Source organism: Bacillus sp. CH_70, assembly GCF_038007045.1.
GTDB lineage: Bacteria > Bacillota > Bacilli > Bacillales > Bacillaceae_G > Bacillus_A > Bacillus_A cereus.
The window spans coordinates 3,729,923-3,748,805 of sequence record NZ_JBBOWL010000001.1 but is presented as its reverse complement, the minus strand read 5'-3'; the positions used below and the strand labels follow the sequence as shown (position 1 = coordinate 3,748,805).

Here is an 18,883-nt window from a genome sequence, read left to right as displayed (position 1 = left end):
AGGCTTGTTCCGATATGCGTGTATCAAATGTAACAGTTAGAAAACGACTTATTTTTATACTTATATCAGGTATACTTATTTTCACTATTATCGATATTCGTCTTGGATATGTGCAATTTTTTCTTGGGAATATGTTAACGGATCGTGCGAAAGATTCATGGAGTCGTAATATTACTTTTGAACCCGAACGTGGGAAAATTTTAGACCGAAATGGTGTGGAACTTGCCACGAATAAAAGTGCTCCAACTGTCTTTGTTGTACCGAGGCAAATTGAAAAACCAGCAGAGACTGCAGAGAAGTTAGCTGCAGTATTAGGTGTGGAAAAAGATGAGATTTATAAAAGAATTACAAAAAAAGAATCGATTGTAAGGTTAGATAAAGGCGGAAGGAAAATATCACATGACAAAGCGAAAGAAGTACGAGGATTAAGTTTGAAGGGCGTGTATATCGCAGAGGATTCTATCCGGTACTATCCATTTGGAAACTTTTTATCACATGTATTAGGTTTTGCAGGTAGCGATAACCAAGGTCTTATGGGACTAGAAAAATATTATGATAAAGAGCTAAATGGGGACAAAGGTCATGTGCGTTTTTTTGCAGATGCGAAAGGACAAAGGATGCCTAATGTTGGTGATGATTTCAAAAAGCCAGAAGCCGGTTTAAATTTAGGATTAACAATCGATGCGCGTATTACAAGGATTATGGAAAGAGAAATGAATATTGCGGAGTCAACTTATAATCCAGACGGTATGATTGCAATTGCAATGAATCCTAAAAATGGTGAAATTTTAGGTATGTCTAGTCGGCCGAGTTTTGATCCAGCGGATTTTCAAAGTGTCTCTCCAGAAGTGTATAACAGAAATCTACCTGTGTGGAGTACGTATGAGCCTGGTTCAACATTTAAGATCATTACACTAGCTGCAGCATTGAATGAAAATTTAGTAGACTTAGAGAAGGATACGTTTTATGATGATGGAGCAGCTGAAGTCGGTGGAGCTAGATTGAAATGCTGGAAAGCAGGAGGTCATGGCAGTCAAACGTTTTTAGAAGTCGTTCAAAACTCATGTAACCCGGGATTTATTGAACTTGGTGATCGCCTTGGTAAAGACCGATTATTTAAATACATTCGTAATTTTGGTTTTGGGCAGAAGACTGGGATTGACTTGCAAGGTGAAGGCAGTGGGATTTTATTTAATTTAGATAAAGTTGGTCCAGTAGAGCAAGCGACAACTTCATTCGGCCAAGGGGTTTCTGTTACACCAATTCAACAAGTAGCAGCTGTAGCGGCGGCTGTAAATGGTGGAACATTGTATCAGCCGTATATAGCTAAGGAGTTTATTGATCCGAAAAATAATCAAGTTGTTAGTAAAAAGACACCTGTTGAGAAAAGAAAAGTTATTTCCAAGGAAACTTCAGAAAAAGTTCGTTATGCATTAGAGAATGTTGTAGCGAAAGGTTCTGGTAAAGGTGCTTATATTGATGGATATCGTGTAGGTGGAAAAACGGGTACTGCTCAAAAGGTGAAAGATGGTAAATATTTAGAGAATAATTATATTGTATCTTTTATCGGATTTGCTCCAGCGGATGATCCAGAGATTGTTGTGTATGTTGCTGTTGATAATCCAAAAGGGGTTACACAGTTTGGTGGAGTGGTAGCAGCTCCAATTGTCGGGAATATCCTTCGAGATGCGCTTCCTGTTATGGGAGTGAAACCGAGAAAAGAACAAGTTGAAAAAGAATATAAATGGGGCGATACACCAACTGTGGAAGTTCCGAATTTAATTGGAATGAAAAAGAAAGATTTACAAACACAACTCGTCGATTTACAGCTTGATATAAGTGGAGATGGAGAGAAAGTAATTAAGCAATCACCAGAAGCGGGAGCTAAAGTAAAAGAAGGCTCAAAAATTAGAATTTACTTCGGGAATTAAAGGTAACATAGTACGTTTTATGGTACAATTGGTGGAAGTGAGTTCTTTATAGAACAGTTACTTAACTTGAGACAATAAGTGTCTCAGTCATAAATAGGCCAGTAGCACTTACCTCCTTATATAGGAGGTAATGTGTTGCTTACTGAAAAAAAGATAAATAAACAATGTAGAGAGGGTTTAGTGAAATGAAGTTGCATACACTTTTATCATGTTTGCATGATTTTCCAGTTGTTCCAAAAGAAAATCCAGAAATCACATCTATAGAAGCTGATTCACGTAAAGTGAAAGAAGGAAGCTTATTTGTATGTATGAAAGGATATACGGTTGATAGCCATGATTTTGCTAAGCAAGCAGCGGCACAAGGAGCGGCTGCTATTGTTGCGGAAAGACCAATTGATGTTGACGTTCCAGTTGTACTTGTGAAAAATACTTTTCGTTCGTTAGCGGTTTTAGCTGATTATTTTTATGGTCAACCGACACACAAGTTACATTTAATTGGAATTACAGGTACAAATGGAAAGACAACAACATCGCATATTATGGATGAGATTATGCGAGCACATGGTCATAAAACAGGGCTAATTGGAACGATTAATATGAAAATCGGTGATGAAACATTTGAGGTGAAAAATACAACACCAGATGCACTAACACTTCAACAGACGTTTTCAAAAATGGTTGAACAAGGTGTGGACAGCACGGTAATGGAAGTTTCGTCACATGCGTTAGATCTTGGTCGTGTACACGGATGTGATTACGATGTAGCGGTGTTTACGAACTTAACACAAGATCATTTAGACTATCATAAAACGATGGAAGAATATAAACATGCAAAAGGGTTACTATTTGCACAGCTTGGCAATAGTTATAATCATAATCGTGAAAAGTACGCTGTGCTGAATAGCGATGATAATGTAACAGAAGAGTATATGAGAAGTACTGCAGCAACTGTTGTAACATATGGTATTGATACAACAAGTGACATTATGGCAAAAAATATCGTTATGACGAGTGGCGGAACTACATTTACCCTTGTCACACCGTATGAAAGTGTAAATGTTACGATGAAATTAATAGGTAAATTTAATGTATATAACGTACTTGCAGCAACAGCAGCAGGACTTGTTTCGGGTGTGAAATTAGAAACAATCATTGCTGTTATAAAGGAACTCGCTGGGGTTCCAGGGCGTTTTGAAGTTGTTGATGGAGGACAAAATTATACAGTTATTGTTGATTACGCACATACGCCGGATAGTTTAGAAAATGTATTAAAAACTGCAAAACAATTTGCAAAAGGTGATGTGTATTGTATCGTTGGTTGTGGTGGCGATAGGGACCGAACGAAGAGACCGATAATGGCAAGTGTTGCAACAAAATATGCAACTCATGCAATTTACACATCAGATAATCCAAGAAGTGAAGATCCAGCGGCTATTTTAGATGATATGGTACATGGTGCAAGTGGAAATAATTATGAAGTGATTATTGATAGAAAAGAAGCGATACACCATGCAATCACTAAAGTAAAAGCAGATGATATCATTATTATTGCTGGTAAGGGTCATGAAACGTATCAAATTATTGGTAAAGAAGTTCATCATTTTGATGATCGAGAAGTTGCGAAAGAAGCAATTACAGGGCGTTTAAACAACGAAGAGTAACAACGTGAGAGGAGGACTACATGTGCTTGAGCAAGGTTTATTAGTAACGGCTGGGGTAGCATTCTTAATTTCTGTTGCCCTTTCGCCATTGTTTATTCCATTTTTAAGAAAATTAAAGTTCGGACAGAGTATTCGTGATGAGGGACCAAAGTCACATCAAAAAAAATCAGGGACACCGACAATGGGTGGTATCGTCATATACGTATCTATGATGGTAACTTCACTTATTATGGCGATTAAGTTTAATTATTTAGGTGCAGAGGTTTCGTTATTACTATTAGTGACGTTTGGTTACGGATTAATCGGATTTTTAGATGACTACATAAAGGTAGTTAAGAAGAGAAATCTTGGTTTAACATCAAAACAAAAATTAGTAGGGCAGCTTGTTATTGCTATTGCATTCTTTTTAATTGGAAAAGGGCAAGCGTTCCACACATACATCATGATTCCGGGAACGGATGTTAAGTTTGAATTAGGTTGGGCGTATTTTGTACTTGTACTATTTATGCTTATTGGTGGATCAAATGCAGTTAACTTAACTGACGGTTTAGATGGTTTATTATCAGGAACAGCTGCTATTGCATTTGGAGCATTTAGTATTATTGCTGTGGCACAAGAGCAATTTGGAGTAGCGATATTCTGTATGGCAGTGGTAGGAGCTGTACTTGGATTTTTAGTATTCAATGCGAATCCAGCAAAAGTGTTTATGGGAGATACAGGTTCATTAGCTTTAGGTGGAGCCATTGCAGCTGTAGCGATTTTATTAAAACAAGAATTGCTACTTGTAATTATTGGCGGAGTATTCGTCATGGAAACTTTATCGGTTATTATTCAGGTCATTTCATTTAAAACAACAGGAAAACGTGTCTTTAAAATGAGTCCATTACACCATCATTATGAATTATGTGGTTGGTCAGAGTGGCGTGTTGTTGTGACGTTTTGGTCTGCAGGATTTTTATTAGCTGTGTTAGGAATTTATATCGGGGTGTGGATGTAATTGAAAACTGTAACTGAATTTCAAAATAAGAATATTCTTGTATTAGGCATTGCAAAAAGTGGTTATGCAGCAGCTACATTGTTACAAAAGTTAGGGGCGAATGTCATTGTAAATGACGGAAAGCCTTTAGCAGACAATGTACTTGCTGCAGAATTACAAGCAAAAGGAATGGACGTTGTATGCGGTGGCCATCCTTTAGAATTATTAGAGAGAAATATTTCTCTTGTCGTTAAAAATCCAGGAATCCCGTATTCTAATCCAATATTAGTTGCTGCGAAAGAAAAGCAAATTCCAATTGTTACGGAAGTTGAATTAGCATATCGTATTTCAAAAGCGCCATTTGTTGGAATTACAGGATCTAATGGTAAAACGACGACAACAATGCTGACATTTGAAATGTTAAAAGAAGGACAAAAGCATCCTGTTATTGCAGGGAATATAGGAACTGTAGCTTGTGAAGTAGCACAGGATGCAAAAGAAAATGAAGTTGTAGTTACAGAACTTTCATCGTTCCAATTGATGGGAGTAGAATCGTTCCAGCCTAAAATTGCAGCGTTCTTAAACTTATTTGAAGCCCACTTAGATTATCATGGGACGAAGAAGGAATATGGTTTAGCAAAAGCAAATGTTTTTAAAAACCAAACAGAAAACGATTATAGTGTAATAAACGCGGATGATGCAGATGTGATGGCTTTATCTGCGGATACTAAAGGTCAAAAAATCTTGTTTTCGACAACGAAAGAAATTGAAGATGGCGCGTGTATAAAAGATAACGCTCTTTATTTCAAAGGTGAAAAAGTTGTTGAAGTAAGCGATATCGTTTTACCTGGTCAACATAATCTAGAAAATATTTTAGCTGCGATGAGTATTGCGAAATTATTAGGTACTTCTAATGAAGCAATTACGGTCGTGTTAAAACGTTTTACGGGTGTAAAACATCGTTTAGAATATGTAACAACGATTAACAACCGTAAGTTTTATAATGACTCAAAAGCAACGAATATGTTAGCGACTGAGAAAGCACTATCTGCGTTTACACAACCGATTGTGTTACTAGCAGGTGGGCTTGACCGCGGAAATGAATTCGATGATTTAATTCCGTATTTCAAAAATGTAAAAGCGATTGTAACATTTGGACAAACAGCTCCCAAACTAGTAAGAGCGGCAGAAAAAGCGGGATTAGATATAATTGAAAGTGTCGATACTTTAGATGAAGCAGTGGTGAAAGCTTATGCTCATTCTAAAGAAGGTGATGTTGTTCTTCTTTCTCCAGCGTGTGCAAGCTGGGATCAATTTAAAACATTTGAAGAAAGAGGAGACATTTTTATACAAGCTGTGCATAAACTTATATAAAGTAAATCAAAACATCAGTAGGCTAACACCTACTGATGTTTTGTTACATAGGGCAAAAGGTTCTGCCTAAAGAGGTGGTGTTTGTGGGTAATGAAGAAAACGCCTGATTTTATGCTCATCATCGTAACACTTTCATTGTTGACAATCGGAATGATTATGGTTTATAGTGCGAGTGCAGTTTGGGCCTCTTATAAAATGGGGGACTCATTCTTTTTTGCAAAAAGACAATTACTGTTTGCGGGTCTTGGTGTAGTAGCTATGTTTTTTATTATGAAAATTGATTATTGGGTGTGGCGTACGTATTCAAAAGTAATTTTGCTAGTTTGCTTCATTCTTCTTATTCTCGTTCTTATTCCTGGAGTAGGTCTTGTTCGAGGAGGAGCACGAAGTTGGATTGGGATCGGAGCATTTTCGATTCAACCATCAGAATTTATGAAGTTTGCGATGATTATTTTCTTGGCAAAGTTTTTAGCGGAACGGCAAAAATTGATCACATCTTTTAAACGTGGTTTATTACCGGCTCTTAGTTTTGTGTTTCTTGCTTTTGGGATGATTATGTTACAGCCAGACCTTGGGACAGGAACGGTAATGGTTGGGACATGTATCATTATGATATTTATTTCGGGAGCGAGGGTCTTTCACTTTGCAATGTTTGGTTTGATTGGTGTAGCGGGATTTGTAGGATTAATTGCATCAGCACCGTATCGAATGAAACGCATTACATCATATTTAGATCCGTGGTCAGATCCACTTGGAAGTGGATTTCAAATTATCCAATCATTACTCGCAATTGGACCTGGTGGATTATTTGGGCTTGGACTTGGACAAAGTAGACAAAAATTTCTTTATTTACCTGAACCACAAACTGACTTTATATTTGCGATCTTATCCGAGGAATTAGGTTTTATTGGTGGTTCATTTGTGTTATTATTATTTAGTCTATTATTATGGCGCGGGATTCGTATCGCATTAGGAGCGCCAGATTTATATGGTACGTTTTTAGCAGTAGGTATTGTGGCGATGATTGCGATTCAAGTAATGATTAATGTTGGTGTTGTAACAGGACTGATGCCTGTTACGGGTATTACCTTGCCGTTTTTAAGTTATGGTGGATCAAGTTTGACATTAATGTTAATGGCAGTAGGTGTATTATTAAATATAAGTCGCCATTCTCGCTACTAAACCCTGTTTATAAGACAGGGTTTTTCGTATGTGTGTAAAAATGCAATATGTATATAGAAATAAATATAATGGAAATAAGAAAAGAGAAGCGGAGGAGTTAGTAGTGCGTGTATTAGTTAGTGGTGGGGGTACTGGTGGTCATATTTATCCAGCTCTTGCTTTAATTAGAGAAATAAAAAAGTTAAATCCAGAAGCAAGATTTTTATATATTGGTACGGAAAATGGACTAGAGAGTACAATCGTTCCAAAAGCAGGTATACCATTTCAGTCTATTGTTATAAGTGGATTTAAACGAAAAATATCATTAGATAATGTGAAAACAGTAATGCGTTTTCTAAAAGGTGTACAGGATAGTAAACGATATATTCGTCGTTTTAATCCGGATATAGTAATTGGAACGGGTGGATATGTATGTGGACCAGTTGTATACGCTGCAGCCAAATTAGGTATTCCAACTATTGTACATGAACAAAATAGTGTACCAGGTGTAACGAACAAATTTTTAAGTCGTTATGTTGATAAAGTTGCTGTTTGTTTTGAAGCAGCTACAGAGCATTTTCCAGAGTCAAAAGTGGTAATGACAGGTAATCCGCGAGCATCAGAGGTAATGGATCAAAATGGAATGAAAGGGAAACGTTCAGTTGGGCTTTCTCTTCCTAAAAAGTCTGTACTTATATTTGGTGGAAGTCGTGGAGCTAGACCGATTAACGATGCCTTCGTTGAAGCAATTGAACAGTTTGGGAACAAAAGCTACGAAATACTATATGTAACAGGTGAAGTACATTATGACAAAGTGATGGAAGCCGTGAAGCAAAAAGGGAACCCGAACAATGTTATTATTAAGCCGTTCATTCATAATATGCCAGAGGTACTAACTGGTGTAGACCTTGTTGTTTCAAGGGCTGGGGCAACAACACTTGCAGAATTAACAGCGTTAGGAAAACCAAGTGTGTTAATACCGAGTCCGTACGTAACAAATAATCATCAGGAAAAGAATGCACGTTCAGTTGTTGATAAAGGAGCGGCAAAAATGTTACTTGAAAAAGATTTAACAGCTGAAACGCTTATTCGTGATATTGATGAGATTTTATTGGATGCACAAACATTACAAAATATGAAGCTAGCTGCTAAGCAACTAGGTATTCCAGATGCAGCAAATAAGCTGTATGAAGTAATGAATAAGCTTGTAAAAAAATAAAGTGAGGCTTTAATCGGTGGGGAGTGATTCTTTCTCGTTGATTATTACCTTTCACTAATCGGATGTTTACTGGCATCCCGATTCTCGCCTAACTTCTTTGTTGCCGCCGAATTTTGATTTGGGAGCTGTACTGCCCGTAAATAGAGGGATAACGTTAGGTGAACGCCCTGCATATTATTGTCATAAGGAGACTTAATATGGGGGAGATTGTCTATGGAACAATTAGTAAATGAGCTTATAGAAGCAGACGTTGGTCGTGTTTTAGTTAACGAGTCGTTAGCACGTTATACAACTATGAAAATAGGTGGACCAGCGGATATTTTAATTGTGCCAAAGCATGTAGCCGGTATTGAAAAAACATTACAGTTAGTAAAGCAATACAAAACGAAGTGGACTGTAATTGGGCGCGGTTCAAACCTTCTTGTATCTGATCAAGGCATAGAAGGTGTTGTTATTCGTTTAGGAGAAGGATTAGATCACTTAGAGGTCGAAAAACATAAGGTAAGAGTTGGTAGTGGATATCCTCTTATTAAATTGTCAACTTTACTTAGTCGTCAAGGGTTAGCTGGATTGGAGTTTGCAAGCGGTATTCCAGGAAGTGTCGGTGGTGCAGTATATATGAATGCAGGTGCACATAAATCGGATATATCGAGTGTATTATCGAAGGCTCTCATTCTGTTTGAAGACGGTACAATTGACTGGTTAATGAATAAAGAACTGGAGTTTTCTTATCGGGCATCTGTATTGCAAACGAAACGTCCTGGTATTGTTTTAGAGGCGGAGTTTCAATTACAGGCGGGAAAACGTGAAGAAATTGTACGTAGCATGCAAAATAATAAAGATTACCGCCGTGAAACGCAACCATGGAATCACCCGTGTGCAGGAAGTGTATTTCGGAATCCAATCCCACATTTTGCAGGAGATTTAGTAGAAAAAGCAGGGCTTCGTGGTTATAGGATTGGTGGAGCTCAAATTTCTGAAATGCATGGCAATTTTATTGTTAATACCGGGGGAGCTTCAGCGCAAGATGTATTGTCCTTAATTGAATTAATAAAACATACAATTAAGGATAAATTTGATGTAGATATGCATACAGAAGTAGAAATCATTGGAAGATAACGGTTATTCGTTCCGCTCATTATCATTTATGTTATAATAAGAAGATAAGAACGGCATGAGGAACATGCCGTTCTTTATGTTACATAGGGGGATCGTACATGAATAATAGTAAAGTGATTAAACTACAAGATCGTGTACCAAAATTGAAAAATCAAAAGAAAAAAAACAAAAAAAATGTTAATCATCGATTGATTTTATACATATCAATTTTATTTTTATTAGTGCTCTTTTTAATTTATTTTCGGTCTCCGCTTAGTAATATAAAAAAGATTAGTGTGTTTGGAAATCACTATATGACGGATGAGCAAGTAATGAAGGATTCAGGCGTGACATATGATACAAGTTATTTCCGAGTGACAGCACATAAAGCTGAAGAAAACTTAACGAAGCGAAAAGAAATTAAAGCAGTAAATGTAAAAAAACGTTTTCCAAACAAGATTGATATTCATATCGAAGAATATTTAACGATTGGCTATATAAATAAAGAGGGAAAATTACAACCGTTATTAGAAAATGGAAAAACGCTTGATGTACTACCTAATGGAAAACTTCCTGTTGCAGCACCGATTTTCGAACCTTTTAAAGAAGAGAAAATGAAGGAGTTAATCGCTGAACTAGAAAAATTAACACCAGCTATTTTAAAATCTATTTCGGAGATTCGCTATTCACCAACGAATGCGAATGAAGATCATCTTACTTTATATATGAATGAAGGTTATGAAGTGAGCGCTACGATTCAAAATTTTGCAAAACGTATGGAAGCCTATCCGCTTATTTTAAAAACAATTGAGCCAGGTAAGAAGGTATTAATTGACTTAGAAGTAGGTGCATATACGAAAGAATTAGGTGCGGAAGAAAAAAAAGAATAGAATGGTAGTTTTCGTTGATTATAGCAGAAAAAACGAAACGAATGTTCTATTATATGTATACGAATTTAGAAGAATGGTTCATTTGATGAAAAATATGTAAAAATTCTTAGATTCATACTAGTATTGGTACAAGTTTCACTTTTCTATGAGTACATCTTAGTGTAGACTTATACTTGGCGGTAAACTTTACACTCGAAATAGAATTATTTCAAGATAAGCAGTTATTCATAGTTTACTGCGATATTCTTAATTGAATGCTAAATAAAAATAAGAAAAATATAGGGTTAAAAAAGGGAAACGTATAAAGACGTTGAATATTTTTCTTATAAATAGTAAAGTTGCGATTGTTGTTCCATATATTGAGTTGTATGGTATAAATAAAGAAGGAGGTGCCAAAGAATGAACAGCAATGAAATATATGTTAGTCTTGACATCGGTACATCCAATGTTAAAGTCATCATTGGTGAAATGGTTAATGACAGCTTAAACATTATTGGTGTTGGAAATGTAAAATCAAATGGTTTAAAGAAGGGATCGATAGTTGATATAGACGAGACTGTTCGATCAATTAAAAAAGCAATTGAACAAGCTGAGCGCATGGTGGGAATCCACATTGAGCAAGTTGTAGTAGGTGTCAATGCAAACCAGGTACAGCTACTTCCTTGTCACGGAGTAGTCGCTGTTTCAAATGAAGATCGTGAAATCGGGAATGAAGATGTCTTACGCGTTCTAGATGCAGCACAAGTTGTGTCAATTGCTCCAGAACGTGAGTTTATTGATGTGGTACCTCGACAGTTCATCGTAGACGGTCTTGACGAGATTAACGATCCACGCGGGATGATCGGTGTAAGATTAGAAATGGAAGGTACACTTATTACAGGCTCGAGAACTTTACTACATAACCTACTTCGTTGTGTAGAAAAAGCAGGTCTTGAAATTGTTGATATTTGTCTTCAACCTTTAGCGGCTGCAACAGTTGCTATATCTTCAGATGAAAAAAATAGAGGAGTAGCCCTTGTTGATATGGGGGGAGGATCTACAACTTTATCTATTTTTAAAGATGGAGAGTTACAAGCGACGAGCGTATTACCATTAGGTGGAGACCATATAACGAAGGATATTGCGATTGGGTTGAAAACTTCAACAGAAAATGCAGATCAAATTAAGTTGAAATATGGACATGCTTTTTATGATACAGCATCTGAAGAAGAGATGTTTACGGTTCCTATTATGGGAAGTGATCAAACAGAACAATATTCTCAGTTGGAATTATCGGATATAATAGAGGCTCGTGTAGAGGAAATTTTAATGTTTGTTCAAGATGAAGTGCGTAAGTTAGGAGTAAAGCAAGTGGCTTCTGGTTATGTACTAACTGGTGGAATTGCTTCTATGCCAGGTGTTCTTGACCTTGCATATGATATTTTACATGAAAATGTTCGTGTAGCAACTCCTGATTATATTGGTGTGCGTGAGCCCCAATATACAAGTGGAGTTGGATTAATTAAACATTCTTATCAAAAAGCTAAATTACGTGGGAAAAATGTGCAGGAAAAGCAAGAGCATTTTGAACCAGTACCAGCACCAGCACCAACGCCGGTACAACAGCAACCTGCAAAACAAAAAACTCGTAATCAAAACAATAATAATCAAAATGATGACCGCATGATGTCAAAAGTAAAACGTGTATTCCGTTATTTATGGGATTAAAATTGGACACGAAAAATGAGGTTCTAGGGGGATTTCGACATGTTAGAGTTTGATACTACTCAAGATCAATTAGCGAATATAAAAGTTATCGGTGTCGGCGGTGGCGGAAACAATGCTGTAAACCGTATGATTGAACACGGTGTACAAGGTGTAGACTTTATCGCTGTGAACACTGATGCACAAGCATTAAATCTATCAAAAGCTGAAACGAAAATGCAAATTGGTGGAAAATTAACGCGTGGACTTGGTGCAGGCGCAAACCCTGAAGTAGGGAAAAAAGCTGCAGAAGAAAGTAAAGAACAGATCCAAGAAGCACTTCGTGGTGCGGATATGGTCTTCGTAACTGCCGGTATGGGCGGTGGAACTGGAACTGGTGCAGCTCCAGTTGTTGCTCAAGTTGCAAAAGAATTAGGTGCTTTAACAGTTGGTGTTGTAACACGTCCATTTACTTTTGAAGGACGTAAGCGTGCGACGCAAGCAGCATCTGGTATTGCAGCATTTAAAGAAAATGTAGATACTCTTATTGTAATTCCAAACGATCGCTTATTAGAGATTGTTGATAAAAATACGCCAATGTTAGAAGCATTCCGTGAAGCTGATAACGTATTACGTCAAGGTGTTCAAGGTATTTCGGATTTAATTGCAACGCCAGGTTTAATTAACTTAGACTTTGCAGACGTAAAGACAATTATGTCTAATAGAGGTTCTGCTTTAATGGGTATTGGTTCTGGTAACGGGGAAAATCGTGCTGCAGAAGCTGCGAAAAAAGCGATTTCTAGTCCATTACTAGAAACATCTATTGATGGAGCTCAAGGTGTTATCATGAACATTACGGGTGGCGCTAACTTAAGCTTATATGAAGTACAAGAAGCGGCAGATATCGTAGCTTCAGCTTCAGATCCAGAAGTAAATATGATCTTCGGTTCTGTTATTAACGAAGGATTAAAAGATGATATCGTTGTAACTGTAATTGCAACTGGTTTTGATGATAGCATTGCAACTCAACCACCAAAACCAATTATTCGTCCGAATGCGAACCACACGCAACAACAGCAACAACCAGTAGCTCAACCTTCAAAACAACGTGAAGTAAAACGTGAAATGAAGCGTGAAGAGCCAGTTGTACATGAGCGTCATTCAGATTCAGATGATATCGATATTCCAGCATTTTTACGTAACCGTCGTAGACGATAAAAAAAGGAGCTTTCATGCTCCTTTTTTGTTTTTTTAATGGAAAAGACCTGCTAAGCAGGTCTTTTTTTATTTCGTATATTTCAATATATTTTGTTGGTGAAAATAAGAGTATATCATTCTATGAATTTGTACTTTTATTTTTTACCGACAGATTATGTCTAGAAATCACAAAATAACAAAAAAACACCTCCGCAAATTGACACACTTTCCTATTGGATATGCATTATACTAGTCTCAACTTGAAAAAAGAGGTGAATTGTTTGGTTGTTTACGCCGACGTTGTTTGGTTGTTAAACGCCTGCATTGATTTTCTTTTGCTTTTATTAACAGCTACCGTGTTAAAAAAGAAGATCAAAAGATGGAGGCTTGTGTTAGGGGCATTTATAGGTTCAACTATTGTTATTTTTGCCTTTACTCCTTTTGCTTCTATGATGACACATCCAATTATGAAACTACTGTACTCGTTACTTATTGTGTATACAGCATTTGGGTTTACAACATTTAGAAATTATGCACAAACTGTTTTTACTTTTTACTTTGTAACCTTTATGGTTGGCGGAGGATTAATTGGAACTCATTTCTTTTTGCAAACGAATGAAATGGTAAATGGATTGGTTCAATCTCAGTCAATTTCTTACGGCGATCCAATTAGTTGGTTATTTGTTATTTTTGGTTTTCCGGTAATTTATTATTTTTCTAAAAAGCGTATTGAAAGCGTAGAGGTCACGAAAATACACTATGACCAAATTGTGAAAGTAAAAATTCAATTAGCGGAAGAAGAACTAGAACTGGCAGGTCTTATTGACAGTGGGAACCAACTTTACGACCCATTAACAAAAACACCCGTTATGATTATGCATGTTTCATCATTAGAACATTGCTTACCATCTTGGTTAACAGAACAAATTTATTCCAAAACAGAAATTCCTCAAATACCAGAAAATGATTCTGGTTGGGCGACAAAATTACGTTTAATTCCTTTCCGTGCAGTAGGAGTAGAAAGTCAATTTTTGTGGGCAATTAAGCCTGACAGTGTGCAAGTTGATCATGAAGGTAGTTCTATTGTTGTAAACAAAGTATTAATTGGATTAAATACACAACAACTGTCTACTAATGGGGAGTATCAATGTATTGTGCATCCAAAAATGTTGATTTCACAAAAAATGGTGATCGCTTAATAATGAGAGGCGGGATAATATGATGAAATTAAAATTTTATTTAGTATACCTTTGGTATAAAGTATTGCTGAAATTAGGAATTAAGACCGATGAAATTTATTATATTGGTGGAAGTGAAGCGTTGCCACCACCGTTAACGAAAGAAGAAGAGGAAGTTCTTTTGAATAAATTGCCAAAAGGAGATCAGGCAGCAAGGTCATTACTTATTGAACGCAACTTAAGGCTCGTTGTATATATAGCAAGAAAGTTTGAAAATACAGGGATAAATATTGAAGATTTAATTAGTATAGGAACAATCGGCCTTATTAAAGCGGTAAATACATTTAATCCAGAAAAGAAAATAAAATTAGCAACATATGCATCGCGTTGTATAGAAAATGAAATTTTAATGCATTTACGTCGGAATAACAAAAATCGTTCGGAAGTTTCTTTTGATGAACCGCTAAACATTGATTGGGATGGGAATGAACTATTGTTGTCTGACGTGTTAGGTACAGATGATGATATTATTACAAAAGATTTAGAAGCTACTGTAGATCGTCACCTTTTAATGAAAGCATTACACCAATTAAATGATCGTGAAAAACAAATTATGGAACTTCGGTTTGGGCTTGCTGGAGGAGAGGAAAAGACGCAAAAAGATGTGGCGGATATGCTTGGGATTTCACAGTCATACATTTCGCGTTTAGAAAAAAGAATTATAAAAAGATTACGAAAAGAATTTAATAAAATGGTGTGAAGAATAGGACCAGCCGTTATGTAGGCTGGTCTTATTCTATTTAGTTGTATTAGGAAAGATAATTTAAATGAAAAATCGTGAAAAAACCATATGCATAAAATCCCCTTCAAAGGAAATACTTTACACTGTACAGCAACTCCCGATAGGAGGGAACACTTTGACGAGAAACAAAGTAGAAATTTGCGGTGTTGATACAGCTAAACTTCCAGTATTAAAAAATGAAGAGATGCGTAAATTATTTCGTGAAATGCAAAGTGGAGAGATAAGCGCAAGAGAAAAATTAGTGAATGGAAACTTACGTCTTGTACTGAGCGTCATCCAAAGATTTAATAACAGAGGAGAATATGTTGACGATTTATTCCAAGTTGGTTGCATCGGACTTATGAAATCAATTGATAATTTTGATTTAGGCCAAAATGTAAAATTTTCAACGTATGCTGTGCCGATGATTATTGGGGAAATACGCAGATATTTGCGTGATAATAATCCGATTCGCGTATCGCGCTCATTGCGAGATATTGCGTATAAAGCTTTGCAAGTAAGAGAGAAGTTAATTGCAGAAAATTCAAAAGAACCAACAGCAATGGATATTGCAAAAGTGCTAGAAGTAACTCATGAAGAGATAGTATTTGCTTTAGATGCAATTCAAGATCCAGTTTCATTATTTGAACCGATTTATAATGATGGAGGAGATCCTATCTTTGTTATGGATCAGTTAAGTGATGAAAAACAAAAGGACGAGCAGTGGGTTGAAGAACTAGCATTGAAAGAAGGAATGAAGCGTTTAAATGATCGAGAGAAAATGATTATTAGAAAACGTTTCTTCCAAGGAAAGACACAGATGGAAGTTGCAGAAGAAATTGGGATTTCCCAAGCTCAAGTATCACGTTTAGAGAAGTCAGCCATTAAACAAATGAATAAAACGATTCAAGGATAAGGTCTCACCAATTATGGTGAGACCTTTTTATATGTAATATGGTTTGTGCTCATAGTAGGGGATTAGTGTTCATATAATGAAACTAGCATGGTGTTTCGTATAGGTGGCTTCCTGTAAATATGAGAAACAGCTTCCAATTCGTCATATAAGGGAGAGGGTAAAAATGGTGATACGAATTTCAGAGTTACAGATGAAGGATGTTATAAATATTTCAGATGGAAAAAGGATTGGGAATATTGGAGATATTGAAATTGATATGAACACAGGGCAAGTTTGTTCTGTTATTATTTCCAAACAGACACGTATGCTAGGTATTTTTGGAAAAGATGTTGAGATTGTAATTCCTTGGAAGGAAATTGTGAAAATTGGGGAGGATGTCATACTTGTAAGAGTAGATCCTGTTAATACTGTAACAGAATCAATACAAACACCGACAATTTCATAAAGAATATTACAAATTCCTCTTTTTTTTCTGTTAGGATTATGAAAAAATAAAAGTATGGTAAAATAGACAGGAAGTACCATGCTTTTTTCTGTTATTTTAATTAAAAGGAGCCGCTTTATTATGAGAGAACCATTTAAATATGTGGACGGTATACTGTATTTACAAGCGTGGAAAGAACTTGGAAACATTACTGCTGGATTTACGACAAAAGATGGTGGGATAAGTACGGGCTCCTTTCATGCGATGAATTTAGGATTACATGTGAATGATATCGTGGAGAACGTTCATGAAAACAGACGCATTTTAGCAAATAAGTTACAAAAACCATTAGAAAACTGGATTTGCTCTGAACAAGTTCATGATCATCATGTTGAAAAAGTAGGGCAACAGGAAAAAGGAAGTGGCGTTTATTCATATGAGGACGGCATTTCAAAAACAGATGGCATTTATACGAGTAATGAAGATGTTCTGTTAACGTCTTGTTACGCGGATTGTGTTCCGCTCTATTTTTATGCACCATCACATGGTATGATAGGACTTGCGCATGCTGGATGGAAAGGCACTGTACAAGAGATTGCAAAGGAAATGATTCAAAAGTGGAATGCAGAAGGTATTTCAAGTGATGAAATTCATGTTGCAATTGGACCGTCGATTGGATCTTGTTGTTATGTTGTGGATGATCGTGTATTAACAGCAGCACAGAAAGTAATTAACGGTGCTGTTCCTCATCAAAAAATTTCTGACGGGCAGTACGCAATTAATTTAAAAGAAATTAATCGTATATTATGTGTACAAGCAGGCATAAAAGAAGAGCATATTGTAATGTCATCTCTTTGTACAAGCTGTGAAGAGCAACTATTTTTCTCTCATCGTCGTGATCAAGGTAAGACAGGAAGAATGTTGAGTTTCATAGGTTTTAAGGAGGAAGGAAGCAAGTGACAGTACAAGAAAATTTAGTAATTGTAAACGAAGCTATTAAAGAATCTTGCGTTCGAGCTGGACGTTCGTTGCAAGATATTAAACTTGTTGCAGTGACAAAAACTGTAGGGATTGAAAAAACAAACGAAGTAATTGAAACTGGAATTATCGATTTAGGTGAAAATAGAAATGAAGGTTTCTTACAGAAATATGAGCATTTCGGTTCAAAAGTTAATTGGCACTTTATTGGCTCATTACAAACGAGAAAAGTAAAAGAAATCATTAATGAAATTGATTATTTACATTCGTTAGATCGTCTTTCCCTGGCGAAAGAAATTCAGAAACGTGCTGATAAGAAAGTGAAATGCTTTATTCAAGTGAAAACCTCATCTGAAGAATCGAAGCAAGGATTAGCAATAGAAGAGGTTGTTTCTTTTATTCAAAGTTTGCAAGAATTCGATAAAATTGAAGTGGTTGGACTAATGACGATGGCTCCATTTACAGAAGAAGAGGAAGAAATCAGACGCTGTTTTAAGGAATTACGTATGTTGCAAACAAAGGTGCAGGAGCTAGAGTTATTACATGCGCCATGTAAAGAATTATCAATGGGAATGTCCAACGATTACACGATTGCAATTGAAGAAGGGGCTACATATATTCGTTTGGGAACGATTTTAGTAGGAAAAGCGTAAAAGGAAGGAGAATCTTATTATGAGTTGGTCAAAAGTAAAATACTTCTTTTTTGATACACCGGAAGAAAAAGAAGCAGCTCAATATGGTTATGAAAAGGAGCAAACAGACATGAAAAAGCAGCAAGATCCACCAGAACAACAAGATGTTACGTTTCCAAAAGCGCAACCGAAGCAAAATGTTGTGAGTATTGAAACAGCAAAACAATCTTCAAAAGTTGTTTTATTAGAACCACGCACATATTCGGAAGCACAAGGGATTGCGGACCACTTAAAAGGTAGACGAGCTGTTGTAATTAATTTGCAGAGAATGTCTACTGATCAAGCGGTACGTATCGTTGACTTTTTAAGTGGTACTGTATACGCTATAGGCGGGGACATTCAAAAAATAGGACCGAAAACATTTATGTGTACACCTGAAAATGTTGATATTGTTGGTGCAATTTCAGAGTTATTCGGTGAAGAAGAAGAAACAAATATAAAGAGGTGGTAATACGCCATGACAACAGTTTTAATGGTGTTAAGTTCTGCTATCGAGATTTACTCGTGGGCACTGATTATTTACATTCTCCTATCATGGTTTCCTGGTGCAAAGGAATCATCTTTTGGAGAGTTCTTGGCGCGAATTTGTGAACCGTATTTAGAACCATTCCGCAGATTTATTCCGCCGCTTGGTATGATTGATATTTCTCCACTCGTTGCGATTTTTGCGTTAAAACTTGCTAAAAGTGGTTTGTTCAGTTTGTTCAGCTATTTCTTATAGTAA

General features: G+C 36.4%; 18 protein-coding genes. All 18 read left to right on the top strand.

The genetic code is table 11. The features are described 5' to 3' along the window. Positions 1–14 precede the first annotated feature (14 nt). Positions 15–1,931 carry a stage V sporulation protein D gene (locus N2V79_RS18825; protein WP_001266235.1) on the top strand — a complete coding sequence of 639 codons (1,917 nt, stop codon included), beginning with the start codon at positions 15–17 and terminating at the stop codon, positions 1,929–1,931. Between the two features lie 185 nt (positions 1,932–2,116). Beyond that, positions 2,117–3,592: a UDP-N-acetylmuramoyl-L-alanyl-D-glutamate--2,6-diaminopimelate ligase gene (murE, locus tag N2V79_RS18820; protein WP_000766289.1), complete on the top strand. Its 1,476-nt coding sequence runs from the start codon at positions 2,117–2,119 to the stop codon at positions 3,590–3,592. Between the two features lie 22 nt (positions 3,593–3,614). Next, positions 3,615–4,589: a phospho-N-acetylmuramoyl-pentapeptide-transferase gene (gene mraY / locus N2V79_RS18815; RefSeq protein WP_000893060.1), complete on the top strand. Its 975-nt coding sequence runs from the start codon at positions 3,615–3,617 to the stop codon at positions 4,587–4,589. After that, the gene (murD, locus tag N2V79_RS18810; protein ID WP_000860103.1) at positions 4,590–5,942 is read left to right on the top strand and encodes a UDP-N-acetylmuramoyl-L-alanine--D-glutamate ligase; all 1,353 of its coding nucleotides are present in this window, start codon (positions 4,590–4,592) and stop codon (positions 5,940–5,942) included. It begins immediately after the preceding gene. Positions 5,943–6,032: 90 nt separating this feature from the next. Next, a complete protein-coding gene (gene spoVE, locus N2V79_RS18805; RefSeq protein WP_000753524.1) occupies positions 6,033–7,124 on the top strand; it encodes a stage V sporulation protein E in 1,092 nt (363 codons plus the stop codon). A gap of 103 nt (positions 7,125–7,227) precedes the next feature. Continuing rightward, positions 7,228–8,322, top strand: a complete 1,095-nt coding sequence (gene murG, locus N2V79_RS18800; RefSeq protein ID WP_024927913.1) for an undecaprenyldiphospho-muramoylpentapeptide beta-N-acetylglucosaminyltransferase — start codon at positions 7,228–7,230, stop codon at positions 8,320–8,322. Positions 8,323–8,535: 213 nt separating this feature from the next. Beyond that, a complete protein-coding gene (gene murB / locus N2V79_RS18795; RefSeq protein WP_000437027.1) occupies positions 8,536–9,441 on the top strand; it encodes a UDP-N-acetylmuramate dehydrogenase in 906 nt (301 codons plus the stop codon). A 98-nt stretch (positions 9,442–9,539) separates the two neighbouring features. Continuing rightward, positions 9,540–10,310 (top strand): cell division protein DivIB, encoded by a 771-nt coding sequence (divIB, locus tag N2V79_RS18790; protein ID WP_340720136.1) that lies wholly within the window; start codon positions 9,540–9,542, stop codon positions 10,308–10,310. Between the two features lie 399 nt (positions 10,311–10,709). Then, entirely contained in the window at positions 10,710–12,017 is a 1,308-nt protein-coding gene (gene ftsA / locus N2V79_RS18785) for a cell division protein FtsA (RefSeq protein ID WP_001087557.1), read from the top strand. A gap of 39 nt (positions 12,018–12,056) precedes the next feature. After that, a complete protein-coding gene (gene ftsZ / locus N2V79_RS18780) occupies positions 12,057–13,211 on the top strand; it encodes a cell division protein FtsZ (protein ID WP_000888984.1) in 1,155 nt (384 codons plus the stop codon). Positions 13,212–13,471: 260 nt separating this feature from the next. Beyond that, entirely contained in the window at positions 13,472–14,389 is a 918-nt protein-coding gene (spoIIGA, locus tag N2V79_RS18775) for a sigma-E processing peptidase SpoIIGA (protein ID WP_000261975.1), read from the top strand. A gap of 19 nt (positions 14,390–14,408) precedes the next feature. Further along, positions 14,409–15,128, top strand: coding sequence for an RNA polymerase sporulation sigma factor SigE (gene sigE, locus N2V79_RS18770; RefSeq protein WP_000976948.1), 720 nt, complete (start codon positions 14,409–14,411; stop codon positions 15,126–15,128). 157 nt (positions 15,129–15,285) lie between these two features. Continuing rightward, positions 15,286–16,065, top strand: a complete 780-nt coding sequence (gene sigG / locus N2V79_RS18765) for an RNA polymerase sporulation sigma factor SigG (protein ID WP_000197755.1) — start codon at positions 15,286–15,288, stop codon at positions 16,063–16,065. Between the two features lie 163 nt (positions 16,066–16,228). Next, a complete protein-coding gene (locus N2V79_RS18760) occupies positions 16,229–16,510 on the top strand; it encodes a YlmC/YmxH family sporulation protein (RefSeq protein WP_000236749.1) in 282 nt (93 codons plus the stop codon). A gap of 120 nt (positions 16,511–16,630) precedes the next feature. Beyond that, entirely contained in the window at positions 16,631–17,449 is an 819-nt protein-coding gene (gene pgeF, locus N2V79_RS18755) for a peptidoglycan editing factor PgeF (RefSeq protein ID WP_001209012.1), read from the top strand. Then, complete coding sequence (locus N2V79_RS18750; protein WP_000218011.1) at positions 17,446–18,120, top strand: YggS family pyridoxal phosphate-dependent enzyme; 675 nt, start codon at positions 17,446–17,448, stop codon at positions 18,118–18,120. The genes pgeF and N2V79_RS18750 overlap by 4 nt, the downstream gene beginning before the upstream one ends. Positions 18,121–18,139: 19 nt before the next feature. Further along, complete coding sequence (locus tag N2V79_RS18745; RefSeq protein ID WP_000119129.1) at positions 18,140–18,610, top strand: cell division protein SepF; 471 nt, start codon at positions 18,140–18,142, stop codon at positions 18,608–18,610. A 6-nt stretch (positions 18,611–18,616) separates the two neighbouring features. Then, positions 18,617–18,880, top strand: a complete 264-nt coding sequence (locus tag N2V79_RS18740) for a YggT family protein (RefSeq protein ID WP_000214324.1) — start codon at positions 18,617–18,619, stop codon at positions 18,878–18,880. Positions 18,881–18,883: the final 3 nt, after the last annotated feature.